Annotated in this window: 25 protein-coding genes; 11 read left to right on the forward strand and 14 right to left on the reverse strand. The window is 71.1% G+C overall.

From position 1 onward, the window contains the following. Nucleotides 1–20: 20 nt before the first annotated feature. The 5 genes from Apa02nite_RS36680 to Apa02nite_RS36700 form a co-directional block, all read right to left on the reverse strand. Entirely contained in the window at nucleotides 21–875 is an 855-nt protein-coding gene (locus tag Apa02nite_RS36680; protein ID WP_203829181.1) for a PHP domain-containing protein, read from the reverse strand. Beyond that, nucleotides 872–1,687 carry a PH domain-containing protein gene (locus Apa02nite_RS36685; RefSeq protein ID WP_067697562.1) on the reverse strand — a complete coding sequence of 272 codons (816 nt, stop codon included), beginning with the start codon at nucleotides 1,685–1,687 and terminating at the stop codon, nucleotides 872–874. The genes Apa02nite_RS36680 and Apa02nite_RS36685 overlap by 4 nt, the downstream gene beginning before the upstream one ends. Nucleotides 1,688–1,696: 9 nt before the next feature. Continuing rightward, entirely contained in the window at nucleotides 1,697–1,855 is a 159-nt protein-coding gene (locus Apa02nite_RS36690; RefSeq protein WP_198171056.1) for a hypothetical protein, read from the reverse strand. A 136-nt stretch (nucleotides 1,856–1,991) separates the two neighbouring features. Continuing rightward, nucleotides 1,992–2,669, reverse strand: a complete 678-nt coding sequence (locus Apa02nite_RS36695; RefSeq protein WP_307872015.1) for a DUF6758 family protein — start codon at nucleotides 2,667–2,669, stop codon at nucleotides 1,992–1,994. Between the two features lie 60 nt (nucleotides 2,670–2,729). Further along, on the reverse strand, nucleotides 2,730–3,362 hold the full coding sequence (locus tag Apa02nite_RS36700; RefSeq protein WP_203829149.1) for a TrmH family RNA methyltransferase: 633 nt from the start codon (nucleotides 3,360–3,362) through the stop codon (nucleotides 2,730–2,732). A 494-nt stretch (nucleotides 3,363–3,856) separates the two neighbouring features. Between Apa02nite_RS36700 and trxA the strand changes: the two genes are divergently transcribed. The 3 genes from trxA to Apa02nite_RS36715 all read left to right on the forward strand — a co-directional run bounded on the left by trxA (nucleotide 3,857) and on the right by Apa02nite_RS36715 (nucleotide 6,800). Beyond that, nucleotides 3,857–4,282 (forward strand): thioredoxin, encoded by a 426-nt coding sequence (gene trxA / locus Apa02nite_RS36705; protein WP_067697567.1) that lies wholly within the window; start codon nucleotides 3,857–3,859, stop codon nucleotides 4,280–4,282. A gap of 131 nt (nucleotides 4,283–4,413) precedes the next feature. Continuing rightward, the gene (locus Apa02nite_RS36710) at nucleotides 4,414–6,363 is read left to right on the forward strand and encodes an intein-containing Rv2578c family radical SAM protein (RefSeq protein ID WP_203829150.1); all 1,950 of its coding nucleotides are present in this window, start codon (nucleotides 4,414–4,416) and stop codon (nucleotides 6,361–6,363) included. A 29-nt stretch (nucleotides 6,364–6,392) separates the two neighbouring features. Continuing rightward, on the forward strand, nucleotides 6,393–6,800 hold the full coding sequence (locus Apa02nite_RS36715; RefSeq protein ID WP_203829151.1) for a CoA-binding protein: 408 nt from the start codon (nucleotides 6,393–6,395) through the stop codon (nucleotides 6,798–6,800). Between the two features lie 79 nt (nucleotides 6,801–6,879). On the opposite strand, the gene Apa02nite_RS36720 is transcribed toward Apa02nite_RS36715, so the two are convergent. From Apa02nite_RS36720 to Apa02nite_RS36730, 3 genes are all read right to left on the reverse strand, one after another. Then, nucleotides 6,880–7,815 (reverse strand): SDR family NAD(P)-dependent oxidoreductase, encoded by a 936-nt coding sequence (locus tag Apa02nite_RS36720; RefSeq protein ID WP_067697572.1) that lies wholly within the window; start codon nucleotides 7,813–7,815, stop codon nucleotides 6,880–6,882. 134 nt (nucleotides 7,816–7,949) lie between these two features. Next, on the reverse strand, nucleotides 7,950–8,594 hold the full coding sequence (locus Apa02nite_RS36725; RefSeq protein WP_203829152.1) for a hypothetical protein: 645 nt from the start codon (nucleotides 8,592–8,594) through the stop codon (nucleotides 7,950–7,952). A 154-nt stretch (nucleotides 8,595–8,748) separates the two neighbouring features. Beyond that, the gene (locus tag Apa02nite_RS36730; protein ID WP_203829182.1) at nucleotides 8,749–9,687 is read right to left on the reverse strand and encodes a DMT family transporter; all 939 of its coding nucleotides are present in this window, start codon (nucleotides 9,685–9,687) and stop codon (nucleotides 8,749–8,751) included. A 134-nt stretch (nucleotides 9,688–9,821) separates the two neighbouring features. Here Apa02nite_RS36730 and Apa02nite_RS36735 point away from each other — a divergent pair, with 134 nt between their 5' ends. Both Apa02nite_RS36735 and Apa02nite_RS36740 read left to right on the forward strand, forming a co-directional pair. Beyond that, nucleotides 9,822–10,520, forward strand: a complete 699-nt coding sequence (locus Apa02nite_RS36735) for an HAD family hydrolase (RefSeq protein WP_203829153.1) — start codon at nucleotides 9,822–9,824, stop codon at nucleotides 10,518–10,520. A 280-nt stretch (nucleotides 10,521–10,800) separates the two neighbouring features. Continuing rightward, complete coding sequence (locus Apa02nite_RS36740; RefSeq protein WP_203829154.1) at nucleotides 10,801–11,292, forward strand: hypothetical protein; 492 nt, start codon at nucleotides 10,801–10,803, stop codon at nucleotides 11,290–11,292. A 49-nt stretch (nucleotides 11,293–11,341) separates the two neighbouring features. Here the strand turns inward: Apa02nite_RS36740 and Apa02nite_RS36745 are convergent, their stop codons facing one another. Continuing rightward, complete coding sequence (locus Apa02nite_RS36745; RefSeq protein WP_203829155.1) at nucleotides 11,342–12,217, reverse strand: PhzF family phenazine biosynthesis protein; 876 nt, start codon at nucleotides 12,215–12,217, stop codon at nucleotides 11,342–11,344. A 27-nt stretch (nucleotides 12,218–12,244) separates the two neighbouring features. On the opposite strand from Apa02nite_RS36745, the gene Apa02nite_RS36750 reads away from it, so the two are divergent. From Apa02nite_RS36750 to Apa02nite_RS36760, 3 genes are read left to right on the forward strand one after another with little or no spacing between them, the layout of a single operon-like run. After that, nucleotides 12,245–13,528 (forward strand): magnesium transporter MgtE N-terminal domain-containing protein, encoded by a 1,284-nt coding sequence (locus tag Apa02nite_RS36750; protein ID WP_067697583.1) that lies wholly within the window; start codon nucleotides 12,245–12,247, stop codon nucleotides 13,526–13,528. Then, on the forward strand, nucleotides 13,525–14,049 hold the full coding sequence (locus tag Apa02nite_RS36755) for a DUF1003 domain-containing protein (RefSeq protein WP_067697585.1): 525 nt from the start codon (nucleotides 13,525–13,527) through the stop codon (nucleotides 14,047–14,049). The genes Apa02nite_RS36750 and Apa02nite_RS36755 overlap by 4 nt, the downstream gene beginning before the upstream one ends. Before the next feature lie 45 nt (nucleotides 14,050–14,094). Further along, a complete protein-coding gene (locus Apa02nite_RS36760; RefSeq protein ID WP_203829156.1) occupies nucleotides 14,095–15,237 on the forward strand; it encodes an Mrp/NBP35 family ATP-binding protein in 1,143 nt (380 codons plus the stop codon). Nucleotides 15,238–15,300: 63 nt separating this feature from the next. Here Apa02nite_RS36760 and Apa02nite_RS36765 read toward each other — a convergent pair whose 3' ends face one another. Then, nucleotides 15,301–15,735 (reverse strand): twin-arginine translocase TatA/TatE family subunit, encoded by a 435-nt coding sequence (locus Apa02nite_RS36765; protein WP_203829157.1) that lies wholly within the window; start codon nucleotides 15,733–15,735, stop codon nucleotides 15,301–15,303. A gap of 72 nt (nucleotides 15,736–15,807) precedes the next feature. Next, nucleotides 15,808–17,076, reverse strand: coding sequence for a S1C family serine protease (locus tag Apa02nite_RS36770; protein WP_373873084.1), 1,269 nt, complete (start codon nucleotides 17,074–17,076; stop codon nucleotides 15,808–15,810). Nucleotides 17,077–17,329: 253 nt separating this feature from the next. Here Apa02nite_RS36770 and Apa02nite_RS36775 point away from each other — a divergent pair, with 253 nt between their 5' ends. Then, nucleotides 17,330–17,938 carry an O-methyltransferase gene (locus Apa02nite_RS36775; RefSeq protein ID WP_203829159.1) on the forward strand — a complete coding sequence of 203 codons (609 nt, stop codon included), beginning with the start codon at nucleotides 17,330–17,332 and terminating at the stop codon, nucleotides 17,936–17,938. Here Apa02nite_RS36775 and Apa02nite_RS36780 read toward each other — a convergent pair. Together Apa02nite_RS36780 and Apa02nite_RS36785 are read right to left on the reverse strand one after the other, a co-directional pair. Beyond that, the gene (locus Apa02nite_RS36780) at nucleotides 17,915–19,336 is read right to left on the reverse strand and encodes a leucyl aminopeptidase family protein (protein ID WP_203829160.1); all 1,422 of its coding nucleotides are present in this window, start codon (nucleotides 19,334–19,336) and stop codon (nucleotides 17,915–17,917) included. The two genes, Apa02nite_RS36775 and Apa02nite_RS36780, sit on opposite strands and share 24 nt — an antisense overlap. 77 nt (nucleotides 19,337–19,413) lie before the next feature. Beyond that, complete coding sequence (locus Apa02nite_RS36785; RefSeq protein ID WP_014694782.1) at nucleotides 19,414–19,581, reverse strand: DUF3117 domain-containing protein; 168 nt, start codon at nucleotides 19,579–19,581, stop codon at nucleotides 19,414–19,416. Between the two features lie 273 nt (nucleotides 19,582–19,854). On the opposite strand from Apa02nite_RS36785, the gene Apa02nite_RS36790 reads away from it, so the two are divergent. After that, nucleotides 19,855–20,640, forward strand: coding sequence for a PaaX family transcriptional regulator (locus tag Apa02nite_RS36790; RefSeq protein ID WP_203829161.1), 786 nt, complete (start codon nucleotides 19,855–19,857; stop codon nucleotides 20,638–20,640). 27 nt (nucleotides 20,641–20,667) lie between these two features. Next, nucleotides 20,668–21,456: an enoyl-CoA hydratase-related protein gene (locus tag Apa02nite_RS36795; RefSeq protein ID WP_203829162.1), complete on the forward strand. Its 789-nt coding sequence runs from the start codon at nucleotides 20,668–20,670 to the stop codon at nucleotides 21,454–21,456. On the opposite strand, the gene Apa02nite_RS36800 is transcribed toward Apa02nite_RS36795, so the two are convergent. Continuing rightward, on the reverse strand, nucleotides 21,453–21,965 hold the full coding sequence (locus tag Apa02nite_RS36800) for a hypothetical protein (RefSeq protein WP_203829163.1): 513 nt from the start codon (nucleotides 21,963–21,965) through the stop codon (nucleotides 21,453–21,455). The genes Apa02nite_RS36795 and Apa02nite_RS36800 overlap by 4 nt on opposite strands. Nucleotide 21,966: the final 1 nt, after the last annotated feature.

Genomic DNA, 21,966 nt, shown 5'->3' on the forward strand with positions numbered 1-21,966 from the left:
GCAGGCTGGTGCGTCGATAGTCACCCGAGCACGGGCACACCGGTGGCCGCGGCGACGATTTTGTCGTACACCTCGGGCGCCGTGACGAACGCGCCGAGCTGGACCGTCTTGTGCGTACCGTGAAAGTCGGAGGATCCGGTGACCACCAGGCCGAGCCGGTCCGCCAGCGCCCGGATCTCTTCCCGCTCCGCGGGGGAATGATCCTCGTGGTCGGCTTCCAGTCCGAAAAGGCCCACATCGGCCAGCGCCACGATCAACTCGTCCGGGACCACCCGCCCACGCTTGGTCGCCCGCGGATGCGCGAAGACCGGCACCCCACCGGCCGCACGCACCGCCGCCACCGCGTCAAAAACATCAAGATCCGCTTTTGGTACGAAGTACCGCGCGCCCAGCCACCTCGACGCGAACGCCTCGGTCACGCTGGTGACCAGTCCGGCCCGGATCAGCGCCTGCGCGATGTGCGGACGCCCGACCGAACCACCGGCGGCGTACCCGTACACCTCGGTCCAGGTGATCGGCACGCCGTCGGCCCGCAGTTTCTCCACGATCTTCTCGCCGCGCTGCTCCCGGTCCACGCGCAGCCGTCGCATCGACTCGGCCAGCGCCGGCTCCGCCGGATCGAACAGGTACGCCAGCAGGTGCAGCGAGATCGACGGCTCCGCCCCGTGCCAGCGGCAGGACAGCTCGGCACCGCGGACCAGGCGCAGACCGTCCGGCCGCGCGGCGGCGGCGTCGGCCCAGCCACCCGTGGTGTCGTGGTCGGTGATCGCCATGACCTCGAGCCCGGCTTCGGCGCCGGCCCGGACCAGATCGGCCGGGGCCAGCGTGCCGTCGCTGGCAGTGGAGTGGCAGTGCAGATCGATCCGGCTGCTCAGGCGTCGTCTCCCTCGTCGTCCTTGCCCAGCCGGGCCTCGACCGCCTGCGGCTCGTACATCTCCTCGACCACGCGGAGATACAGCTCGTTCGGGTTGGGCAGGTGTTTGACCTCGCGCAGCGCCTGGTCCTGACCCGCCGACTCCAGCACGAACGTGCCGTAGCTGAGCATCCGGCCGAGGGCGGACTGCTCGTACTTCATGTCGGTGACCCGGAGCAGCGGCATCATCGCCACCTTGCGGGTGACGATGCCGTTGACCACCATCACCCGTTTGTTGGTCAGGATGAAGCGGTCGAAATACCAGTCGAAGACCTTCCAGGCGACCCAGCTGATCACGCCGAGCCAGATCAGCACGGCGACGGTGACCATACCGTCCACACCCTGCTTGGTCAGGAAGCCGGCCAGGTAGCCGAGCAGCAGCGTGGCGCCGGCTCCGACACTCAGCGGCAGCGACAGGTGGATCCAGTGCCGTTTCCACTCACCGCGATAGCGCTCGGTGGGGAACAGATAGCGGGCGACCAGGGTGGTCGGCTCGTCCTCGAGGGGGAGGAAGCGGCGCGGACCACCGGAGCGGTCGAGCCCTTCCAGCTCCTCCTCGGTGAAGATCGGAGCCTCGTACTGCTCGGGATCCTCGTAGTCGTCGGCACGCCGTGCACCCTGGGTGAACCGGGCATCGTCCGGATAGGTCTCGGCTCGTGTCCGACCAGGATCAGTGTCGTCCATGGCCGGGTCCTGAAACCGGAAGTCCTCATCGTCGTCCCGAGAGCGCCGGGCGCCCTCGCCTCGCGGGTCGCGCGGCTCACCAGGATCCATAGAGAGATGCTATGCGACGAGGGAGGTGAAGAAGGTGCCGAAGCCTCGTGCGATGTCCGCGATCGTGCCTCCGAGTGACTCGAAGACAGCGGCGGCAGATCTCGGGTTGAAGGCGATAAAGAAGATCAAGAACGCAATACCAAGCCAGGTGAGAACCTTCTTGATCATGGCGGACCTTCTCCTCTGAGGCGGGTGACTAACAGCGCCGCGGCAGTACTGACGGTATCAGCTTCGTCGCTTCGTGTGAACAAAGTGCCCAGATCGCCGATTGCGGCGGGCGGGTGTTTCACCCTCGAACGAGGGATCACACACGACCGTGCAGATAGGGCGAGGGCGCCCCGAACACCAACTCGGGCGGCACTCCCTCGGAGAGGTCGTGCAGGACGACATGCTCCGCGAGGAGATAGCCCGCGCTTGCCGGCCACGCTACCGCATAGAGCCAGATTCCTTTGGCCTCACTCACGTACGCGCTTCGATCTTCCGGTGACTTGACACACCAGAGTGGAGTCGGGTGACCGCCCACTTTGATCTTCGCGTGCGGGCCGCTCCCGGCACCCCGCGCGGAGAGCGACTCGGAGAGCAGATAGCCCGGGTCGATGCCGGCGATGCCGGCGAACCGGTTGCCGAGACCGACACCCGGCTGCTCGGCGATGAAGACCAGGTCGGCCGGACCACCGCCGAGCGGCTCCGGGCCGCTGCAGGCGACCGTGGTGGCCCGCACCCCGGATCGGTCGTCGCCGGCCCAGCCCACCCCGGTGACGGTCCACCCGGGCGGCAACGGCCAGGGAGCCCAGAGCGGCATCCGCTCCGCGCCGGCCGACGCAGATTCCCGCAGCACCGTGCCGACGATCTCCGCGCTGATGTGCTCGGCAACGTGGAAAGGCGGAACGTCGCCACAGTCGTCGCAGCGCCAGTTGCTGTGCATCAGGTCCGGCTTGCGGACCTGACCAGCACATCTGGGGCAACTCACAGTGACACCCACACTCCATACCGTGCGGGTCCCGGCAGCCGCCGTCAAGCGGATCGGAAGAACCGCCAAAGGTCAAGAGGGCGGCGGCCCGGCGTGCGCCCGGATCCAGGCGTGCATCGCGATCCCGCTGGCCACCCCGGCGTTGATCGACCGGGTGGAGCCGTACTGGGCGATCGAGAACAGCTGCGAGCAGGCACCGCGCGCCGCGTCGGAGAGGCCCGGCCCCTCCTGTCCGAAGAGCAGCACACAGCGCCGGGGCAACGTGACGGTCTCCATCGGCCGCGAGCCGGGCAGGTTGTCGATGCCGATCACCGGGATCCCGGCGCCGGCCGCCCAGCCCACGAACTCCTCGATCGTCGGGTGGTGCCGGACGTGCTGGTAGCGATCGGTGACCATGGCGCCGCGCCGGTTCCACTTGCGCAGGCCCACGATGTGCACCTCGGCGGCGAGGAACGCGTTGGCGTTGCGGACCACCGTGCCGATGTTCAGGTCGTGCTGCCAGTTCTCGATCGCGACGTGGAAGTCGTGACGCCTGGTGTCCAGGTCGGCGATCACCGCGTCGCGGCTCCAGTACCGGTAGCGGTCCACCACGTTGCGCCGGTCACCGAGTTCCAGCAGCTCGGGGTCGTAGCGGTCGCCGGCCGGTCGCTCGCCCGGCCAGGGGCCCACGCCGACCTCGGTGGATTCGTCCTCGCCCACGGTCATGGGGCGTTAGGCTACTCATCCGGCCGCCCGGGGCCATGGTCACCCGGTGCGCGGCACGGGATCCCGCGGAATTCCCCGAAACGACAGGGGACGCAATGAGCGGCGGGGCCCTCCCCGGCACCCGCCGCCCACGCTCTGTTGGGACAGATTTTGCCTTACCGTCCGTATCCATGTGAAGGACTTTCAGATGTGACCCAGGTCACATTTAACTTTATTAACCATTACTTTTGTCGCGTGGTCTCGTTCCCATGGGGGATGCGCCGCATGGGCAAATACCCCAGATGGCGTGATCATGGATAGATCCCCCGGTAAGTCCGTGTCGGCAAAATGACACCGGTCGCCTACTATCAGTTACGATATTGACTCTCAGGTCGCTGAAGACCGTCTCGCGCCGAAGGTGCCGTAGGACACGTGTCGCGGCCCCAGGAGCGGGAATGGTGAACAGGTACCCGGAGTTTCACCCGACGAAAGCGATTCCCGCAGACGGAGGCATCATGGCGACAGTTGCGCTGACCGCAGCGAACTTCGACGAGGTCACCAGCAAGGACGGCATCGTCCTGGTCGACTTCTGGGCCAGCTGGTGCGGGCCCTGTGTGCGTTTCGCGCCGACCTACGAGCGTTCCTCGGAGAAGCACTCGGCGATCACCTTCGGCAAGGTGGACACCGAGGCCGAGCAGGCTCTGGCGGCCAAGTTCGACATCCGGTCAATCCCGACGATCATGGCGATCCGCGACGGCATCGTGGTGTTCGCGCAGCCCGGCGCGCTCCCCGAGTCGGCTCTGGAGAGCCTCATCGAGAAGGTCGAGCAACTCGACATGACCGAGGTGCGCGATCAGGTCGCGGCGCACAAGAAGACGCACGACACCAAGGCACCGAGCACCGAGGAGCCCGCCCGCGCCACCAGTGGCGCGACGAGCTGACCAGCTGAAACAAAGGCCCGCAGACCGGTTCCGGTCCGCGGGCCTTTTGCTGTCCGCCGCCGTACGCCGTCCGTGTCCGCGGTCGGCGGAAGTGATGGACAGCGACTCGTACGTGTGTTCGAATATCCGCCATGCGATGGTCTCACCTGTCGGCTCCGACCGGCGACGGCGCGCTCCCGGACGGGGCGGCGGCAACGGCTCCTCCCCTGCCGCTGGCGCTGCCCGGCGCGACCGTGCGCACCTTCGACACCCCCGGGTTCGCCGGCATGACGTTCTACGAGATCCGCGCCAAGTCACTGATCAACCGGGTGCCCGGCGCCTCCCGCGTGCCGTTCGAGTGGACCGTGAACCCCTATCGCGGCTGCTCCCACGCCTGCACGTACTGCCTGTCCGGTGACACCCCGATCCTGCTCGCCGACGGGTCCACCCGGCCGCTCGCCGAGATCCGCCCGGGCGACTCGGTGCTGGGCACGATGGGCGCCGGCCCGCACCGGCGGTATGTGCCGACCACCGTGCTCGACCACTGGGCCACCAGCAAGCCGGCGTTCCGGGTCACCCTGGCCGACGGCACCCGGCTGGTCTCCAGCGGCGATCACCGGTTCCTCACCGACCGCGGGTGGCGGCACGTCAGCCCGAGCCGGCCGCACCAGCCGGCCCTCGCGATCGGCGACCTGATGTCCGGGGTGGGCCGGTTCGCCGACCCGCCCAAGGAGTCCCCCGACTACCAGGCCGGTTTCCTCTGCGGCCTGCTCCGCGGGGACGCCGCCGGCCGGATCGGCCGCGAGGGCGACTCCTGGATCCGCGCCGACGGCTATCTGCACGACGTCTCCCTGCCGGAGGCGCTGCGCTGGCCCGAGCTGCCCTCCGGCGACTGGTTCCGGGGCTTCCTGGCCGGGGCGTTCGGCGCGGTCGGGCGCTGCGAGCGGCTCGCCGTCGTCTTCGAGAGCCCCGACCGGATCTACCTCCGCTGGATCACCGAGGCGCTCACCCACCTGGGCCTGACCAGCCGGACCCCGGCCCGCAGCCGGTCCGGCCGGTCCGGCGGGGCGGACGCCGGCCGGGTGGAGACCGGGCGCGACCTCTGGTCGGCGCTGCGCTTCCGGCACCTCACCGGCGTGCTGGACGCCCCGCTCGACGCGTCCGGTGTCGGGGTCCGCGGCGACCGCCGGCTCACCGTCGTCGACATCGAGGACCTCGGCCTCACCCTGCCGCTCTTCGACATCTCCACCGGCACCGGCGACTTCATCGCCGACGGCGTGGTCAGCCACAACTGCTTCGCCCGCAGCACCCACCAATACCTCGACCTCGACGCCGGCCGCGACTTCGACACCCGCATCGTGGTGAAGGTGAACGCCGGCGAGCTGATCCGCCGCGAGCTCGCCGGGCCCCGCTGGTCCGGCGCCCCGATCGCGATGGGCACCAACGTCGACGTCTACCAGCGCGCCGAGGGCCGCTACCGGCTGATGCCGGAGATCCTGGCCGCGTTGCGCGACCACGCCAACCCGTTCTCGATCCTCACCAAGGGCACGCTGATCCTGCGCGACCTGGAGCTGCTCCGGCAGGCCGCCGAGGTGGCCCGGGTCAGCCTGGCCTTCTCGATCGGCTTCCTGGACGAGCAGGTGTGGCGCTCCGCCGAGCCGGGCACGCCCAGCCCCGGCCGCCGGCTCGACGCCGTCCGCCGGCTGACCGACGCCGGTTTCGCGGTCGGCGTCCTGCTGGCCCCGATCCTGCCCGGGCTGACCGATTCCGAGGAGTCGCTCGACGCGACGGTCGCCGCCGTCGCCGCGGCCGGCGCCACCAGCGTCACCCCGATCCCGCTGCACCTGCGCCCCGGCGCCCGGGAGTGGTATGCGTCCTGGCTGGCCCGGGAGTATCCGCGTCTCGTCCCCCGGCACCGCGAGCTGTTCGCCGACGGCGCCTATTCACCGCGGCGCTATCAGGACGAGCTCGCCGCCCGGGTCCGGATGGCCGCCCGGCGCCACGGCCTGCACCGCCCCACTCCGGCCGAGTTCCGCACCCTGCCCGACCCGGCCGGGCCCGCACCGGCCGCACCCCGCGCCGACCAGCTCACGCTGCTGTGACCCCACCCGCGCCTGGCTAGAGTCGGTGTATGCGTACTGCTCAGCAGATCCTGGCCGAGGCGAACGTGATCGCGGTGGTCGGCGCGTCACGGGATCCGTTCAAGCCCGCGCACGCGGTGCCGTTGCAGATGCTGCGACACGGCTGGCGGATCATCCCGGTCAATCCGTACGTCGATGAGGTCTTCGGGGTGAAGACGGTCCCGACCCTGGCGGACCTGGCGGAGCCGGTCGACCTGGTGGACGTCTTCCGTCCGTCGCGGGAGGCGGCCGAGGTGGTGCGCCAGGCGGTGGCGATCGGGGCGCCCGCGGTGTGGCTGCAGAGCGGCATCTTCTCGGCCGAGGCCCGGCGGATCGCCGAGGAGGCCGGCATCGACTACGTCGAGGACAGCTGCCTCGCCGTGGAACGCGCCCGCGGCAACCTCACGAAGAACACCTGACGCTGACCGACGCGAGCGCGTGACCGGGAGCGGTCAGGCCGGGCCCGTCGGAGCGGCCCCGGCCTGAGACCGGCACGGATCAGCGGAACTGGGCCTCGCGCACGCTGTTCCCGCCGTCCACGACAAGCATCTGCCCGGTGATGTAGGACGCGGCCGGCGAGCAGAGAAACGCCACCGCCGCGGCGACCTCGTCCGGCGTGCCGGGGCGACCGATCGGCGTGCCCAGGCCCTGCTTGATCTCGGTCACCGTCGAGGCCGCCGTGTAGATCGTCCCCGGTGCCACGCAGTTCACGTTGACCCCGTCGGCGACCAGTTCCATCGCCAGCGCCCGGGTCAGCCCGACCACGCCGGCCTTGGCCGCCGCGTAGGCCGCCTCGGTGGGCAGCGCGTTCACCGGGCCGGCGGTGGCCGCGAGGTTCACGACCCGGCCCCAGCCGCGCTCCGACATGCCGCCGATGAACGCCCGGCTGCACAGGAACGCCGTGCTCAGGTTCCGATCGATTTCGGCCTTCCACTCGTCCAGGGTGAGCTGGGCGACCGGGCGGAGCACCTCCGGGCTGGCCCGGCTCGCCAGGCCGGCGTTGTTCACCAGCACCTCGACGTCGCCGAGCTGGTCGATGATCGCGTCGGCGAGCGCGCCCACCTCGGCCTCGTCGGTCAGGTCGGCGACGAAGCCGGTGACACCCAACTCGGAGGCGCGGTCGTGGATCCGGCGGGTGGTGGACACGATCGCCACCCGGGCGCCCAGGTCACGCAGCCGGCGAGCGGTCGCGTACCCGATACCGTCCGGGCTTCCCGCGCCGGTCACCAGCGCGACCTTCCCATCCAAACGCATGGTCACCGCAGCCTCCGCACTCGCTTCCTCGAACTCCGCCTCGACCACCTCGGCCGTGATCTCGACCGGCCGGTCCGGATCACTGCCAGGCACGCCGGACCGTGGTGGCCGGCTGTCAGCCGGACGGGTGGCGTCACGCCGCGAGGGGCTGCCGCCGGTGGAACGGGCGTCGAAGACCATGCGGCGATCCTGCCCGCTCCCGGAGGCGGGGGCAAACATCTGCGTCACCGTGGCGTAATCGGCGGCCCGCCGCCGCGGAACGCCGCACCGGCGGCCCGCGACTCACCGAGCCGATTTTCCGGCACGCCGGTAATTCAGCGACCCGGTTCCGGAGAATTGATCCGTGTGCTGGTCAGCGGGGTGACCGGACCCTCCTCGACGAAGACCAGCGGCGCCTCGTCGCCGTAGTGCGCGGGCAGTGCGACGCGGGCCAGATCCACGTCCCGGGTGCCGATCTCGACCCCGGCGCCGTCATGACGACTCCCCACGGTGACGATCCGCACTCCACGGGCGGACCAGTACGCCAGGTCGGCAACCACCCGATCGTGCCACTCGCCGAGGTCGGTGACCGCGTGCGCGGCGTCCCGTACGACGATGCAGTTGTTGCCGGCGGTCTGCCGCAGGAAATCGTCGAACCCGGCCGCGGCGGACGGCACGCGATAGACGATCGCCCGTACCCGAAGCTGATCCACCTCGAGCCCGGCGAAGCTGGCGGCGAACCGCGTCCGCCCGGCCTGTTCGATCTGTTCCATCGCCGCGCGCAGCGGCGCCGGCGTGACCGGCATCCGGACCCCGCCGACCTCGGTGTGCTCCGGTGCCCGGCTGAACTCGCAGCCGGCCGTCCGCCACCCACCGACCCGGCCGGCCGCCTCCGCCTCCCCGGCGCTGTCCGGTTCCGCACATCCGCCGATCATGAGCAGTCCGACGAGGAGCAGCCGGCTGAGCCGTACCCGATGCATCGCATCTCCCCTCAATACCGTGCCCGCTCGAACCTCGCCACTCGTGCAACGACGCGGCCGGGTTCCCCAGTGACGGCTCAGATGTCAGCAAAACCCCGCAAAAACGACAGCCGTCACCGTTTCCACAAACCCCAACCCTTCGGGGTACGGATGATCAGGTCGGCAGCGACTCCCGCACCCGGGCGGCCCGGGTGGAGCGCGCCGCGCCGATGATGACCACCGCCACGCCGGCCAGCAGCAGCGACAGCCCCGGCAGGGTGCCCGGTCGCGGGACCTGGCCCAGCCAGAGCCAGGCGAGCAGCGCGGCGCCCGGCACCTCGAGCAGGATCAGGACGCTGACCGTGGTCGCCGAGGTGTGCTGCAGCGCGTAGTTGAACATCGAGTGCCCGAGCAGCTGCGCGCCGGCCACCAGCCCGAGGATCGCGGCCCAGGCCTGGGGCGGATACCCGGTCAGGTCGACACCCCCGGCCAGGCAGACGACGAGCAGCAGCACGGCGCACACGCCGTAACAGATCCAGGTGTACGTCGTGGTGCTCAACGCCACCCGGGCCTGCTCGCCGAGCGCCGTGTAGACCGCCGCGAAGATCGCGCCGAGCACGGCCAGCGCGTCGGCCAGCACGGCCTGCCCGGACACCCCGACGTCGGCGCCGGTCGCCCAGGCCGCACCGGCCACCGCCAGCACGATGCCGACCCAGCCGGCCGCCGACGGGCGCCGCCCCTGCCACGCCGCGATCAGGCCCTGCCACACCGGCTGGGTGGCGACCAGCGCGGTCGAGGTGGCCACCGTGCCGAGCTGCACGCTCGGCATCCACGTACCGAAGTGCGCGGCCAGCGCCACCCCGGCGAGCAACGCGAACATCCCGGCCCGGCGGCGCGAACCGCGGATCGTGTCACGCACCTCGGCCCGGCGCGGGCCGAGCGCGACCGGGGTGAGCGCCACCGACGCCAGCCCGTTGCGCCAGAACGCGACAGCCAGCGCCGGCGCCGCCGCGAACGCGATCAACGGCGCCGACGAGGAGACCGCGCAGACCGCCACTGCCAGCGCCAACACCGTGAGCGGGGCGATCGGTTGCCCTGATGAGCGCATATTCATCACCGGCCGTCGCTTCTTGCACAGCCCAGCAGGGGTGTTTGCCACTGTCGGTTGGCGGACAGTGACGGAATCGCTACAGTCACCGACGGCCCCATGGCCATTTTCATCCCTCGATGCCCCGGAGGCCGATTTCCATGCCCGCATACCGCGCGGTGGTATTCGACTTCTTCGGCACCCTGACCCGCTCGGTGCAGCGCGGTCCTCAGCACGCGGCCATCGCCCGGGCGCTCGGCGCCGACCCGGAGACGATGGTCGGCGTCCTGGATCGCACGTTCCGGGCCCGGGCCTGCGGCCGGTACGGCTCGGCCGAGGCCACCCTGCGCTTCGTCATCGAGCAGGCCGGCGGCCGGCCCCGCCCCGGCGCCATCCGGGCGGCCATGCCGGCCCGCGTCGACGCGCTCCGCGCCGACACCCGGCTCCGCGCCGACGCGGTCAGCGCGCTCACCGCGATCCGCGACCGCGGTGTGCGCACGGCACTGATCAGCGACTGCACCCACGAGCTACCCGCCTTCCTGCCCGGGCTCCCGGTGGCGCCGTTGCTGGACGCCCAGATCTTCTCCGTCGAGCTGGGCGTCTGCAAGCCGGACCCCCGGATCTACCTGGCCGCCTGCGAGCGGCTCGACGTCCACCCGGAGGAGTGCCTGTACGTCGGCGACGGCGGCAGCCACGAACTGACCGGCGCGGCCGCGGTCGGCATGACCCCGGTCCGGCTGGCCGCCCTGGACCTCGCCGATCACCTGGTCTTCGACGCCGACACCACGTTCACGGGCCGCACCGTCCGCTCCCTGACCGAGGTCCTGACGCTGCTCGACCACGCCCCCGCCCTGGTCTAACCCCACCGCTCCCGAGCGTGGGGATTTCGGGCGCGCACCACACCTTCACACGCAGCGCCGCCCAACCACTTACGTGGGGACTTTGGGCGCGCACCGCACCACAACTTCACACACAACACCGCGCGACCACCTGCGTGGGGACTTTGGGCGCGCACCGCACCACAACTTCACACACAAGGCCGCGCGACCATCTGCGTGGGGAGTTTGGGTGCGGAGGGCACCGGAACTTCACACGTGAGCTTGGTGCTGCGTCAGCGTGGGAGCGTGGGAGGATGGCGCGGTGACGGGTGTGCTGGACGAGGCGATCAAGAAGGCGTCGATCGCCTGGATCTCGACGGGTGACGGCCCCGCCTACGCCCTGTGGTGCATGCCGGTCGAGCTGTCCCTTGCCGTGATCACCGGTCCCGGCGAGCAGTACGCCCCGGGCCTCGCCGACGCAAAAACGGCGACCGTCCGGCTCCGCGGCGACCACGGCGGCCTGATCGTGTCGACCGAGGCCACGGTGACCCGGCTCGACCCGCAGGGCCCGGAGTGGGCGGAACTCGCCCCGCAACTCGCCGGCAAACGGCTGAACGCCTCCGGCACTGCCACCGAGCTTGCCGCCCGCTGGGCCGTCGCGGACTGTGCGCTGCTCGTCATCGCCCCGGCGGTGGACACCCTGGTCGCCGCGCCGGACCTGCCCGCCGAGTCGGCCGCCGCACCGCCCCGGGAAACCCCGGCCCGGGTGGCCACCCGCAAACCATTCCGCCTGCACAAAGTCGTCCGGCGCTGACCTGACGCCGATCGGCCGGCCTGAAAGCGATCAGCTGACCTGATGGCGATCAGCCGATGAACGGTGGAACCGCGATCTCCCCCGCCGCCACCGGAAAGACGTGCCCGGCCACCGTCGCACCGGTCGCCACGCCCCCGGCCGCGCTCACCGTGCAGCTCAACAGCGACGGCCGCTTCATCTCCAGGCCCTGATGCACCCGGTACGACGACACCCCGTCCCCCGGCAGCCACCCCGCACCGACCAGCCACACCCCGAGCCCGAGCGCCGCCGATCCGGTGGCCGGGTCCTCCCACACCGCGTCACCGGGTACGAACACCCGCGCGTGCGCCTCCCCGCTCTCCCACGAGAACACGGTCAGCCCGGTCACCCCGAGCCGGGCCGCGGCCGGCACGTCCAAGTGGACCCCGGCCAGCGCGGATCGTCGTACCGGAAGAAACGTCCAGTCCAGCCCGCAGCCCGCCTCGCGCGGAACAGCGGACGGTGACCCGGCGAACGCCGAGGCCGGCAGGCCGGCGATCTCCAGCAGGCCGGCCGGGTCGATCGGGTCGCCGAGCCGGGGAGCGGCGCCGGTGAGCGTGGCCGCGCCCGCGGCGGTCACGTCGAGCGGCAGCAGCCCCGCGCCGCACTCCTGCACCACCCGTCCGGGTGCGAACCGGCCCTGCCGCATCAGCGTCACCGCGGTGCCGACGCTGGGATGGCCGGCGAACGGCAGCTCGGCCGAGGCCGTGAAGATCCGGATCCGGTACGTCGCGCCGGGCTCGGTCGGTGGCAGCACGAACGTGGTCTCGGCCAGGTTGAACTCCCGGGCCAGCGTCTGCATCTGATCGGTGGCCAGATGCTCGGCTCCGAACACCACCGCGAGCGGATTGCCGGCGAACGGCCGATCCGTGAACACGTCGACGATCTCGTAGGCCACGGTGGACATGTCCGGACCCTAACCTAATCTGGGGCTGTGACCATGGGGACGAGGGTTTATCTGGCCCGCTTGGCCGGCCTGCCGGTGTTCGACCCCAACGGAGACCGGGTGGGGCGGGTCCGCGACGCGGTCGTCCGGCTGCGCACCACGAACCGCCCGCCGCAGATCGTCGGCCTGGTGGCGGAGATGGCGCTGCGCCGGCGCATCTTCCTGCCCGTCGGCCGGATCACCAGCATGGATTCCGAGGCGGTCGTGCTGGCCAGCGGCGCGCTGAACCTGCGCCGCTTCGAGAAGCGGCCGAACGAGCTGCTGGCGCTGGAGGACCTGCTGGACCGCCGGGTCACCGTGGTGCCGGAGCAGGAGGGCGGCGAGGAGAACGACGCCGTCGTGGTCGACATCGGCATGGACCTGAACCGCAACACCGAGTGGATGGTCACCCGGGTGGCGGTCCGCGCGCACACCGGCCGGCTGGCCCGGCGCGGCCACATCTACCAGGTGGAGTACAACCGGGTCCGCGGCCTGGTCGGCCCGACCGACACGCAGGGCACCTCGAACCTGATCGCGCTGCTGGAACAGATGCGCCCGGCCGACATGGCGAACGCGCTGCAGGACCTGCCGGACGCCCGCCGCAACGAGGTGGCCGCCGCGCTGGACGACCGCCGGCTCGCCGACGTGCTGGAGGAGCTGCCCGAGCACGACCAGGTGGAGATCCTGATCCAGCTGGACCGGGAGCGGGCCGCCGACGTGCTGGAACGGATGGACCCGGACGACGCGGCGGACCTGCTCGCCGAGCTGCCGAAGACCGAGCAGATCGTGCTGCTGGACCTGATGGAGCCGGAGGAGGCCGCACCGGTACGCCAGCTGATGAGCTACCGCCCCGGCACCGCGGGCAGCGTGATGACCTCGGAGCCGGTGATCCTCACCCCGGACGCGACGGTCGCCGAGGCGCTGGCCCGGATCCGTGAGCCGGAGCTGTCCCCGGTGGTGGCCGCGCAGGTGTTCGTGGCCCGGGCGCCGAGCGACACCCCGACCGGGAAGTACCTGGGGATGGTGCACTTCCAGCGGCTGCTCCGGGAACCGCCGTCCACCATCGTGGGCGGCCTGGTGGACAGCGGGATCGAGCCGCTGCGACCGCACCTCACCCTGCACGAGATCACCCGGCGGATGGCGACGTACGACCTGGTCGCCATGCCGGTGGTCGACGGCACGCACCGGCTGCTCGGCGCGGTCACGGTGGACGACGTGCTGGACCACTCGTTGCCGCGTGACTGGCGGGACCGGGACGCGGACGCCCACGAGGACGAGGATCTCGAGCCATGAGCGAGGCACGGCGGGACCGTTTGGACCAGCCGCGGGAGCCGGGGCGGGTCCGGCTGCCGAAGTTCGATCCGGAGGCGTTCGGCCGGTGGTCGGAGGGCATCGCCCGGTACATGGGCACGGCGAAGTTCATCGTCTACATGACCGTGGTGATCGGCGCCTGGTTCGCGTGGAACACGATGGCGCCGGACCGGATGCGGTTCGACCCGTACACGTTCACGTTCCTGACGCTGGTGCTGTCGTTGCAGGCGTCGTACGCCGCCCCGCTGATCCTGCTGGCGCAGAACCGGCAGGCCGACCGGGACCGCCTGATCATGGAAGAGGATCGACGCCGGGCGGCGATGCAGAAGGCCGAAACGGAATACCTGGCCCGCGAGATCGCGGCGCTGCGGATCGCTCTCGGTGAGGTCACCACCAGGGATTTCCTGCGCAACGAGCTGGTCCGGCTGGCCGATGAACTGGACGAGGCGGCGCATCGGCGGGAGAAGCGGGCGCGTATGGAGTGGGAAGAGGACCACCCCTGACCTCGGCCCCTGCCCTCGATATCGCCTCGACGTAGCATGGGCGTCATGTCCGCACCAGCCGCAACTCTCGAGGACGCGATCCAGGCTGCTCTGGCGACCGTCGACGACCCTGAGATCCGCCGCCCGATCACCGACCTCGGCATGGTCAAGGGCTTCACCGTCAGCGATGGCCTGGTCCGGGTCGATCTGCTGCTCACCGTCGCCGGCTGCCCCCTGCGGGACAAGCTGACGAACGACATCACCGCCGCGGTCACCAAGGTCCCCGGGATCACCACCGTGGAGATCGACTTCGGGGTGATGAACGAGGAACAGCGCAAGGCGCTGCAGACCACGTTGCGCGGTGGCGGCACGGAGGAGCCGGTCATCCCGTTCGCCCAGCCCGGCTCCCGGACCAGGGTGTACGCGGTGGCCAGCGGCAAGGGCGGGGTCGGCAAGTCGAGCGTCACGGTGAACCTTGCCGCCGCGCTCGCCAAGCGGGGCCTGTCGGTCGGCGTGGTCGACGCGGACATCTACGGCCACTCGGTGCCGCGGATGCTCGGCGTGGACAGCCGGCCCACCCGGGTCGAAGACATGATCATGCCGCCGCAGGCGCACGGCGTGAAGGTGATCTCGATCGGCATGTTCACCTCCGGCAACGCCGCGGTGGTGTGGCGCGGCCCGATGCTGCACCGCGCGCTGCAGCAGTTCCTCGCCGACGTCTACTGGGGCGACCTGGACGTGCTGCTGCTCGACCTGCCGCCGGGCACCGGTGACGTCGCCATCTCGCTGGCCCAGCTGCTGCCGAACGCGGAGATCCTGGTGGTCACCACGCCGCAGATGGCGGCCGCCGAGGTGGCCGAGCGGGCCGGCGCGATCGCGCTGCAGACCCACCAGCGCCTGGTCGGCGTCGTGGAGAACATGTCCTGGCTGGAGCTGCCGGACGGTTCCCGGATGGAGGTCTTCGGCGCCGGTGGCGGCGAGACCGTCGCCGCGTCGCTGACCAAGACGGTCGGTGCGCGGGTGCCGTTGCTCGGGCAGATCCCGCTGGACACCCGGGTCCGGGAGGCCGGTGACGCCGGCACCCCGATCGTGCTGGCCGAGCCGGAGTCGCCGGCCGCGAAGGCCCTCGACGCCATCGCCGATCAGCTGGCGATCCGCCGCGAGTCCCTGGTCGGCAAGCCGCTGGGCCTGCTGGTCACCACTAAGTAACCGGCTCCGCTTCGCTCCGCAGCAATTCGCCTTTAAGCCGGTGTGATGGCAGGCGGATAGTTCTTACGTAGCATCCAGGTCGAAGCGCTGCGCCGGTCGGGGAGTCTCGACCGGCGCGGTGTTTTGCACCGCCGGGGTGCCGGCGCCCTTGAGACCCGAGGCCCTGATGCCGGCGGCGGTCTCGTTCAGCTCGCTCTTGACCCCGTTCAGGTCCTGCTTCACGTCGTCGAACAGGCTCTGCAGCGGCTTGCGGATCGCCTGCTCGTCATCCTCGCTGAGCAGGTGCTTGCGGATGAACGCCTTCGGGTGCAGGTCCTCGAGCTGGATGTCGGTGCCCAGCTCCTTGCTCAGGTCGGTGGTCGCGTTCTGCGCCATCGCCCGCAGGCCGCGCAGCATCCGGAGCCCATCCCCGATGACCTTGGGCAGGCGTTCCCCGAAGATCAGCAGCGCGAGCAGGAGCAGCGCGCCGATCTCCCACCAGTTCAGATTCTCGAACACGAGTGGCCCTCCTGAAGCGTCCGGGAGCCAGCGTACGCACGGAGTCTGTGCCCGGACACCCCACCCGGTTCGTTAGTTCGTCACCGCGGCCAGCGTCACCGAGGCGGACTGGGTCTTGGTGCCCCGGCGGTACTCCACCGCGACCACCGCGCCGGGGGCGTGCTTGCGGACCAGAGCGATCAGATCGGTGCCGTCCTGGAGCGGGTGCCCGTCCAGCTTGATGAGCACGTCACCGGCCTTCAGACCGGCCGCGGCGGCCGGGCCGGCCGGTTCCACCGAGCGCAGCTTCGCGCCGCCGGTGCCGGTGCCGCCGCCACTGACCTCGGCGCCGATCACGGTCCGGCGGGCCTTGCCGGTGTCGATGATGTCCTGGGCGATCCGCTTGGCCTGGTTGACCGGGATGGCGAAGGCGAGACCGATGTTGCCGGCCTCGGTCTCGGTGCCGCCCACCGAACGGATCACCGAGTTCACCCCGATCACCTGACCGGCCGCGTTCACCAGCGGGCCACCGGAGTTGCCCTGGTTGACCGCGGCGTCGGTCTGGATGGCCGCGTAGTAGCGGGTGGTACCGCCGGACTCGCCGGCCTCGATGGTGCGGTCCAGGGCGCTGACGATCCCGTACGTCACGGTGTTCTCCAGCGCGAGCGGTGAACCGAACGCGAGCACCGAGTCACCGACCGCGATGGCGTCCGAGTCGCCGAGCTCCACCGGGGGCAGCCCGGACTTTGCGACTTTGATCACGGCGATGTCCGATTCCGGCGCCCGCCCGACCAGCTTCGCCGACGCGGTGGAGCCGTCGCTGAAGGAGACCGACATGGTCTCGCCGGCGCCGTCCACGACGTGATCGTTGGTGATCACGTAGCCGTCCGCGGAGACCACGAAACCGGAACCGATCGCGCCGGTCACGTGCACCGTGACGACGCTGGGCTGGACCCGCTCGGCCACGCCGGCCAGCGAATCCGGTGCCCGGTTGACCGACTGCGGCGCCTCCTGGCCGGACGCGCCGAGGGTGGTGCCACCACCGGTGACATACCCCCCGCGGACCGCGAAGACAAACCCGAGGGTGCCACCGATACCGCCGGCCAGCAGGGCGGTGACCAGGCAGATCAAAAGAATCGGAGTGTACGACCGGCGCGGCGCGTCCGGGTCCGGGATCGGGTCCAGGGCCGGCCCGCCGGTGGGCGCGGGTGGAGGCAGCACGACCGCGGACGGAGCCTGCGGGTCACGCCAGGGGTCGTTCAACGCGTCGGTCCACCAGGGCGACCCGTACGGCGGCTGCTGCTGCCCGCCGGGCACAGAAGACGCCATGGGTGGCCGGCGCCAGTTCCCGCCGTCGGTCACGTGGGGCCTCCAGTCATCGTTCGCCCGGCTCCGTGTCCAGGATGACACGGATCCGTGGCGCCGTGCCGTCCAGCCGTGACCCGGGAGTCCCTACTGGGCTGTTTATCCATCGACAGCACCGTGCATCACGGGTAGTCATCGCTCTACTCTCTTATCCGATGTGCGTGGTTGTACCGCGACATCGCCCCTTGCCGCACGGAGGTTTGTCATCATCGGTCCCGCCCGCTCCTTCGGTCAGACCCCGGGCCACTCCATGCCGTTCGCCGAGACCTACGCGGCCGAGGACCCGATCCTGCAGACCGCCCGTTCGCTCGCGCACGAGCTCGGCCTGCCCTGCATCTCGCCCGGCGCCGGCTCGGTGCTGTGCCTGCTGGCCGCCGCGGGCAACGCCAAGGCGGTGGTCGAGATCGGCACCGGCACCGGGGTGAGCGGCATCTGGCTGCTCCGCGGCATGCGCCCGGACGGGGTGCTCACCACCATCGACGTCGAGCACGAGCATCAGCGGATCGCCCGCCGGGTGTTCGTCGAGGCCGGTTTCGCGCCGGGCCGGACCCGGATCATCAGCGGCCGCTCCCTGGACGTGCTGCCCCGGCTGGCCGACGGCGCGTACGACCTGATCTTCGTGGACGCGGACACCACCGAGTTCGCCGCGTGCACCGAGGCGGCGCTGCGGCTGCTGCGCCCGGGCGGCGTGCTGATCGTGAACGGGGTGCACGCCGGCGGCCGGATCAACGACCCGGCCGCCCGTGACGTGGACACCCTGACGATCCGCGAGACGGTGAAGGCGATCCGCGAGTCCGAGGACTGGACTCCCGCCGTCATCTCCTCGGGCGCCGGGTTACTGGCCGCCGTCAAGCGCTGAGAGATAGCGGATCAGGGTGCGGGCGCCCCAGCCGGTGGCGCCCTTGGTCAGCTCGAGGTCGTGGTCGGCGGCCCAGGCCGGCGCGGACATGTCCAGATGCGCCCAGGACGCCACGTCGCCCATGAAGTCGCGCAGGTAGAGCGCGGCGACCAGGGAGTGCACCTGGGTCGGTGAGCTGTGCCGGTCGGCGATGTCGCTGCGCAGGTACTCGACGTAGTCGCCGGGCAGCGGGAGCCGCCACATCCCCTCGCCGGCCGCCTTGCCCGCGGTCTCCAGCCGGCCGGCCAGCGCGTCGTCCGGGCTGTACAGCGCGGCGGTGCGCTTGCCCAGCGCGACGGCGTTCGCACCGGTCAGGGTGGCCAGCACGATCATCGTGTCGGGCGCCAGCCGGTCGGTGGCGTAGTTGAGCGCGTCGGCGAGCACCAGCCGGCCCTCGGCGTCCGAGTTGGTGGTCTCGCTGGTGGTGCCGTCGTAGTGCCGGATCAGGTCGCCGGGCCGGAACGCCGCCGCGCCGATCGCGTTCTCGGCGAGCGGCAGCAGCGCGGTCACCCGGACCGGCAGCTCCAGTTCGGCGGCGGCGAGCGTGGCGGCGAGCACCGCGGCCGCACCGCCCATGTCCTTCTTCATCAGCCACATCGACTCGCGCGGCTTGATCGAGATGCCGCCGGTGTCGAAGGTGATGCCCTTGCCGACCAGCACCACGTGCCGCGGGGAGGCCACCGACGGCGGCGTCCAGGACAGCTCGACGAAGCGGGGCGGGGTCACCGAGGCGCCACCGACCGCCCGCAGGCCGCCGAACCGGGCCAGCTCGTCACCGGCCAGCACGGTCACCGACAGGCCGGCGATCCCGTCCGCGGCGGCGACGACCTGGTCGGCGAACCACTCCGGGTTCTTCGTCGAGGGCGGCGTGTTGGTCAGGTCGCGGGCCAGCCAGGTGGCGGTCGCGGTGGCGCGGGCCAGGGCCAGGCTCCGGTCGTACCGGAAAGGGGTGGCAGTGACCAGCTCCACCTGCCCGGACCGGGGGGCGAGCGGCGCGTCGCGATAGCGATAGCCGCCCAGCCAGAGGCCTTCGGCGAGGCCGCGCAGCGCGGCCTCGGACAGATCGGACGGCAGCCGGACCTGAGCCGTCTCGTCGTCGGTGAGCGACCGGACGATCGCGGCGCCGGCGGCACGCCAGCCGGCCTCGTCGCGGTCCCCGGCGCCGGCCAGCAGAACGCGGCCCGGACGGCGCAACGGGCGGGGCAGGACGGTGATCTCACCGGCCTTCTCGGCGCCGGGCGTGACCGCCGTCAGCGCGGCCGCCTCGGCGCCCACATCGCCTGGTGGCAGGTCGTCGCCGACCGGTATCACCCAGGTGCGGGAGTCGTCGAGCTCGGCAGTCAACCGGATAGCAAACACGGGAGGATGACCTTTCCGTAAGACGTGGAAAGCCCGCCGGTACGGGCGGTACCGTACCGGCGGGCTCGCGTGAAACGTCAGCCGGCGATCGACTTCAACGCGTCACCCAGCGCGCTGGCCTCGTCCGGGGTCATCTCCACGACGAGACGGCCACCACCCTCCAGCGGGACGCGCATGACGATGCCACGCCCCTCCTTGGTGACCTCCAGCGGACCATCGCCCGTCCGCGGCTTCATCGCCGCCATCTTGTCTCCCCTCAGACCTACGTCAGGGTCGGTGGGTTACCCCACAGCCACTTGCTCCTGGAATGCCAGCAGCCTCGTCACGTGCTCAGCCCCACATGACGCGGTGCTCGTTTCCGACCGGCGGCCGTACAGGCCGTTTCACGTCCTCACGCAATGCGGCCCACCGTGCCGATCAAACATTTTCCCTGATGAACACCGGCGAACCCAAACCCAGCCCGGGCGGATGTGACAGCATCTAGCATATCGCCTTTCTGGCTGTCACAATGTGCGGTCATGCAGGCGCGGTCCGCTCTCTTCGACCTGTACGGCGACTACCTGCGAACCCGGGGCTCCCGGGCACCGGTCGCCGCCCTCGTCCGGCTGCTCGCTCCGCTGGACATCGCGGCCCCCGCAGTGCGTACCGCGGTGTCGCGAATGGTGCGACAGGGCTGGTTACACCCCCTGCGGATGGCCTCCGGCGCCGGCTATCTGCTCACACCGAAGGCGGCCCGGCGACTGGACGAGGCGTCCGCCCGGGTGTACCGAACCGGACGCGGCGGCTGGGACGGGCGCTTCGATCTGATCCTGATCCGTGACCAACCGCTGACCCGACGAGACGCCGAACGGCTCACTTTTCTCGGCTACGCGACGCTCGGCGATCAGGTCTGGGTCGCGCCGCGCGCGTCGGACGAGGTGGAAACCGTGCTCCAGGAGGCCGGCGCCGGGTACGAACGGTTCAGCGCCGCGCACACCGCCGGTTCCGCGGGCGCCGCCGCGATCGTCGGCAAGGCCTGGGACCTGGAGCGGATCGGGCGGTCGTACCGGGAGTTCGAGGAGGAATTGCGGCCGGTCGTGAAGGCGGTCACCGCACGCAGTTCGGACGAGGAGGCGTACGCCGCCCGGTTCCGCCTGGTGCACGCGTGGCGCTCGTTCCTGTTCCACGACCCGCAGCTGCCCACCGCCCTGCTGCCACCGGGCTGGCCGGGCATCCGCGCCGCCGCGTTCTTCGACAAGCACGCCACCCGGCTGCGGCCGGCCGCCGACCGCTACGTCGAACGTTGCCTGCACCCGGGTCGATAGAAGCGCTCATGTGGGATTCTCAACCTCATGACCGACGTCCTCCTCGTCGACCGCACTGACGCGGTCGTCACACTGACCCTGAACCGCCCCGACGCGATGAACTCGTTCACCGTCGACCTCAAGGAGGCCCTCCGGGACACCCTGGCCGAGCTCGAGACGGACCGGTCCTGCCGGGCGATCGTGCTGGCCGGCGCCGGTGGGGCGTTCTGCGGCGGGCAGGATCTGCGCGAGCACGCGGAGCTGCTGGGCAAGGGCGCCACCGACCTGGACACCGTCCGGGTGCACTACAACCCGATCGCCCAGCGGCTGTCCAGCATGCCGAAGCCGGTGGTCGCGGCGGTGCGCGGGATGGCGGCCGGCGCGGGCGCGTCACTGGCGATGCTCGCCGACTTCCGGATCGGCGGGCCGAAGACGTCGTTCCTGATGGCGTTCGCGAACGTCGCGCTGGCCGGCGACAGCGGCATCTCCTGGTCGCTGCCGCGGATCGTCGGGCACGCCCGCGCGGTCGAGCTGCTGCTGCTGGCCGAGCCGGTGCGCGCCCAGCGGGCGTACGAGATCGGCCTGCTCACCCGCCTGCTCGAGGACGACGAGCAGGTGCTGCCGGTGGCTCAGGAGCTGGCCGCGCGGCTGGCGGCCGGCCCGACCGTGGCGTACGGCGCGATCAAGCGGGAGCTGTCGATCGGTGACGCCGGCACGCTCTCCGACGCGCTCGCCGCCGAGGCGCAGGCCCAGGCGATCTGCGGGGCCACCGCGGACCACCGGAACGCGGTCGAGGCCTTCGTCAACAAGCGCAAGCCGGTCTACGAGGGCCGCTAGTCCTCGTCCTCGTCGTCTTCCTCGGGGTCCTGGTTCGCCTCGACCCCGAGGACGAACGCCTGCATCGCCAGCTCGTCACCGGACGGCCAGACGTAGGTCGGCAGCTCCCGGGGGCCCAGCTCGTTCACGTGCGACCAGAACTGCCGGACCGCCTCGGCCGGGCCGGTCGCCTCGATCGGCATCGCGACGCTGACCAGCCAGCTCCGCTTCGGCTGCGCCCGGGAGAGCCGGTCGGCGTAGCGCCGGAAGTCGGCCTCGGCAACCGGGCCGCCGGTCGCGGCGGGGAACGGGATCGGTTCGTCGAAGGCCCGTCGCCGGTACGCCAGCGCGAGGTACTCGCCGGCCTTCTCCACCCGGGCCAGCCCCACCACGTTCCCGTCGGCGATCAGCAGGGCCTCGTCGCCGGCGGCCGCGCCGGCCGGGCCGCCCCGCACCACCACGACGTCCTGCTGGAACAACCGTTCCGTCGCCCACTGCTCCGAATCAATGATCACCGACCACTGCGCCATG

Origin of the sequence: Actinoplanes palleronii (assembly GCF_016862315.1) — a bacterium.
In the GTDB taxonomy this organism is placed as follows: Bacteria; Actinomycetota; Actinomycetes; order Mycobacteriales; family Micromonosporaceae; genus Actinoplanes; species Actinoplanes palleronii.

What these genes read in the sequence shown, in the direction of transcription:
- Apa02nite_RS36735 (WP_203829153.1), top strand. Translation starts at nt 9,822, where the DNA reads ATGCCCGCATACCGCGCGGTGGTATTCGACTTCTTCGGCACCCTGACC.
- Apa02nite_RS36755 (WP_067697585.1), top strand. Translation starts at nt 13,525, where the DNA reads ATGAGCGAGGCACGGCGGGACCGTTTGGACCAGCCGCGGGAGCCGGGG.
- Apa02nite_RS36775 (WP_203829159.1), top strand. Translation starts at nt 17,330, where the DNA reads ATGCCGTTCGCCGAGACCTACGCGGCCGAGGACCCGATCCTGCAGACC.
- trxA (WP_067697567.1), top strand. Translation starts at nt 3,857, where the DNA reads ATGGCGACAGTTGCGCTGACCGCAGCGAACTTCGACGAGGTCACCAGC.
- Apa02nite_RS36685 (WP_067697562.1), bottom strand. Translation starts at nt 1,687, where the DNA reads ATGGATCCTGGTGAGCCGCGCGACCCGCGAGGCGAGGGCGCCCGGCGC.
- Apa02nite_RS36795 (WP_203829162.1), top strand. Translation starts at nt 20,668, where the DNA reads ATGACCGACGTCCTCCTCGTCGACCGCACTGACGCGGTCGTCACACTG.
- Apa02nite_RS36800 (WP_203829163.1), bottom strand. Translation starts at nt 21,965, where the DNA reads ATGGCGCAGTGGTCGGTGATCATTGATTCGGAGCAGTGGGCGACGGAA.
- Apa02nite_RS36745 (WP_203829155.1), bottom strand. Translation starts at nt 12,217, where the DNA reads ATGTCCACCGTGGCCTACGAGATCGTCGACGTGTTCACGGATCGGCCG.
- Apa02nite_RS36710 (WP_203829150.1), top strand. Translation starts at nt 4,414, where the DNA reads ATGCGATGGTCTCACCTGTCGGCTCCGACCGGCGACGGCGCGCTCCCG.
- Apa02nite_RS36760 (WP_203829156.1), top strand. Translation starts at nt 14,095, where the DNA reads ATGTCCGCACCAGCCGCAACTCTCGAGGACGCGATCCAGGCTGCTCTG.
- Apa02nite_RS36720 (WP_067697572.1), bottom strand. Translation starts at nt 7,815, where the DNA reads ATGGTCTTCGACGCCCGTTCCACCGGCGGCAGCCCCTCGCGGCGTGAC.
- Apa02nite_RS36785 (WP_014694782.1), bottom strand. Translation starts at nt 19,581, where the DNA reads ATGGCGGCGATGAAGCCGCGGACGGGCGATGGTCCGCTGGAGGTCACC.
- Apa02nite_RS36700 (WP_203829149.1), bottom strand. Translation starts at nt 3,362, where the DNA reads ATGACCGTGGGCGAGGACGAATCCACCGAGGTCGGCGTGGGCCCCTGG.
- Apa02nite_RS36725 (WP_203829152.1), bottom strand. Translation starts at nt 8,594, where the DNA reads ATGCATCGGGTACGGCTCAGCCGGCTGCTCCTCGTCGGACTGCTCATG.
- Apa02nite_RS36790 (WP_203829161.1), top strand. Translation starts at nt 19,855, where the DNA reads ATGCAGGCGCGGTCCGCTCTCTTCGACCTGTACGGCGACTACCTGCGA.
- Apa02nite_RS36690 (WP_198171056.1), bottom strand. Translation starts at nt 1,855, where the DNA reads ATGATCAAGAAGGTTCTCACCTGGCTTGGTATTGCGTTCTTGATCTTC.
- Apa02nite_RS36730 (WP_203829182.1), bottom strand. Translation starts at nt 9,687, where the DNA reads ATGAATATGCGCTCATCAGGGCAACCGATCGCCCCGCTCACGGTGTTG.
- Apa02nite_RS36715 (WP_203829151.1), top strand. Translation starts at nt 6,393, where the DNA reads ATGCGTACTGCTCAGCAGATCCTGGCCGAGGCGAACGTGATCGCGGTG.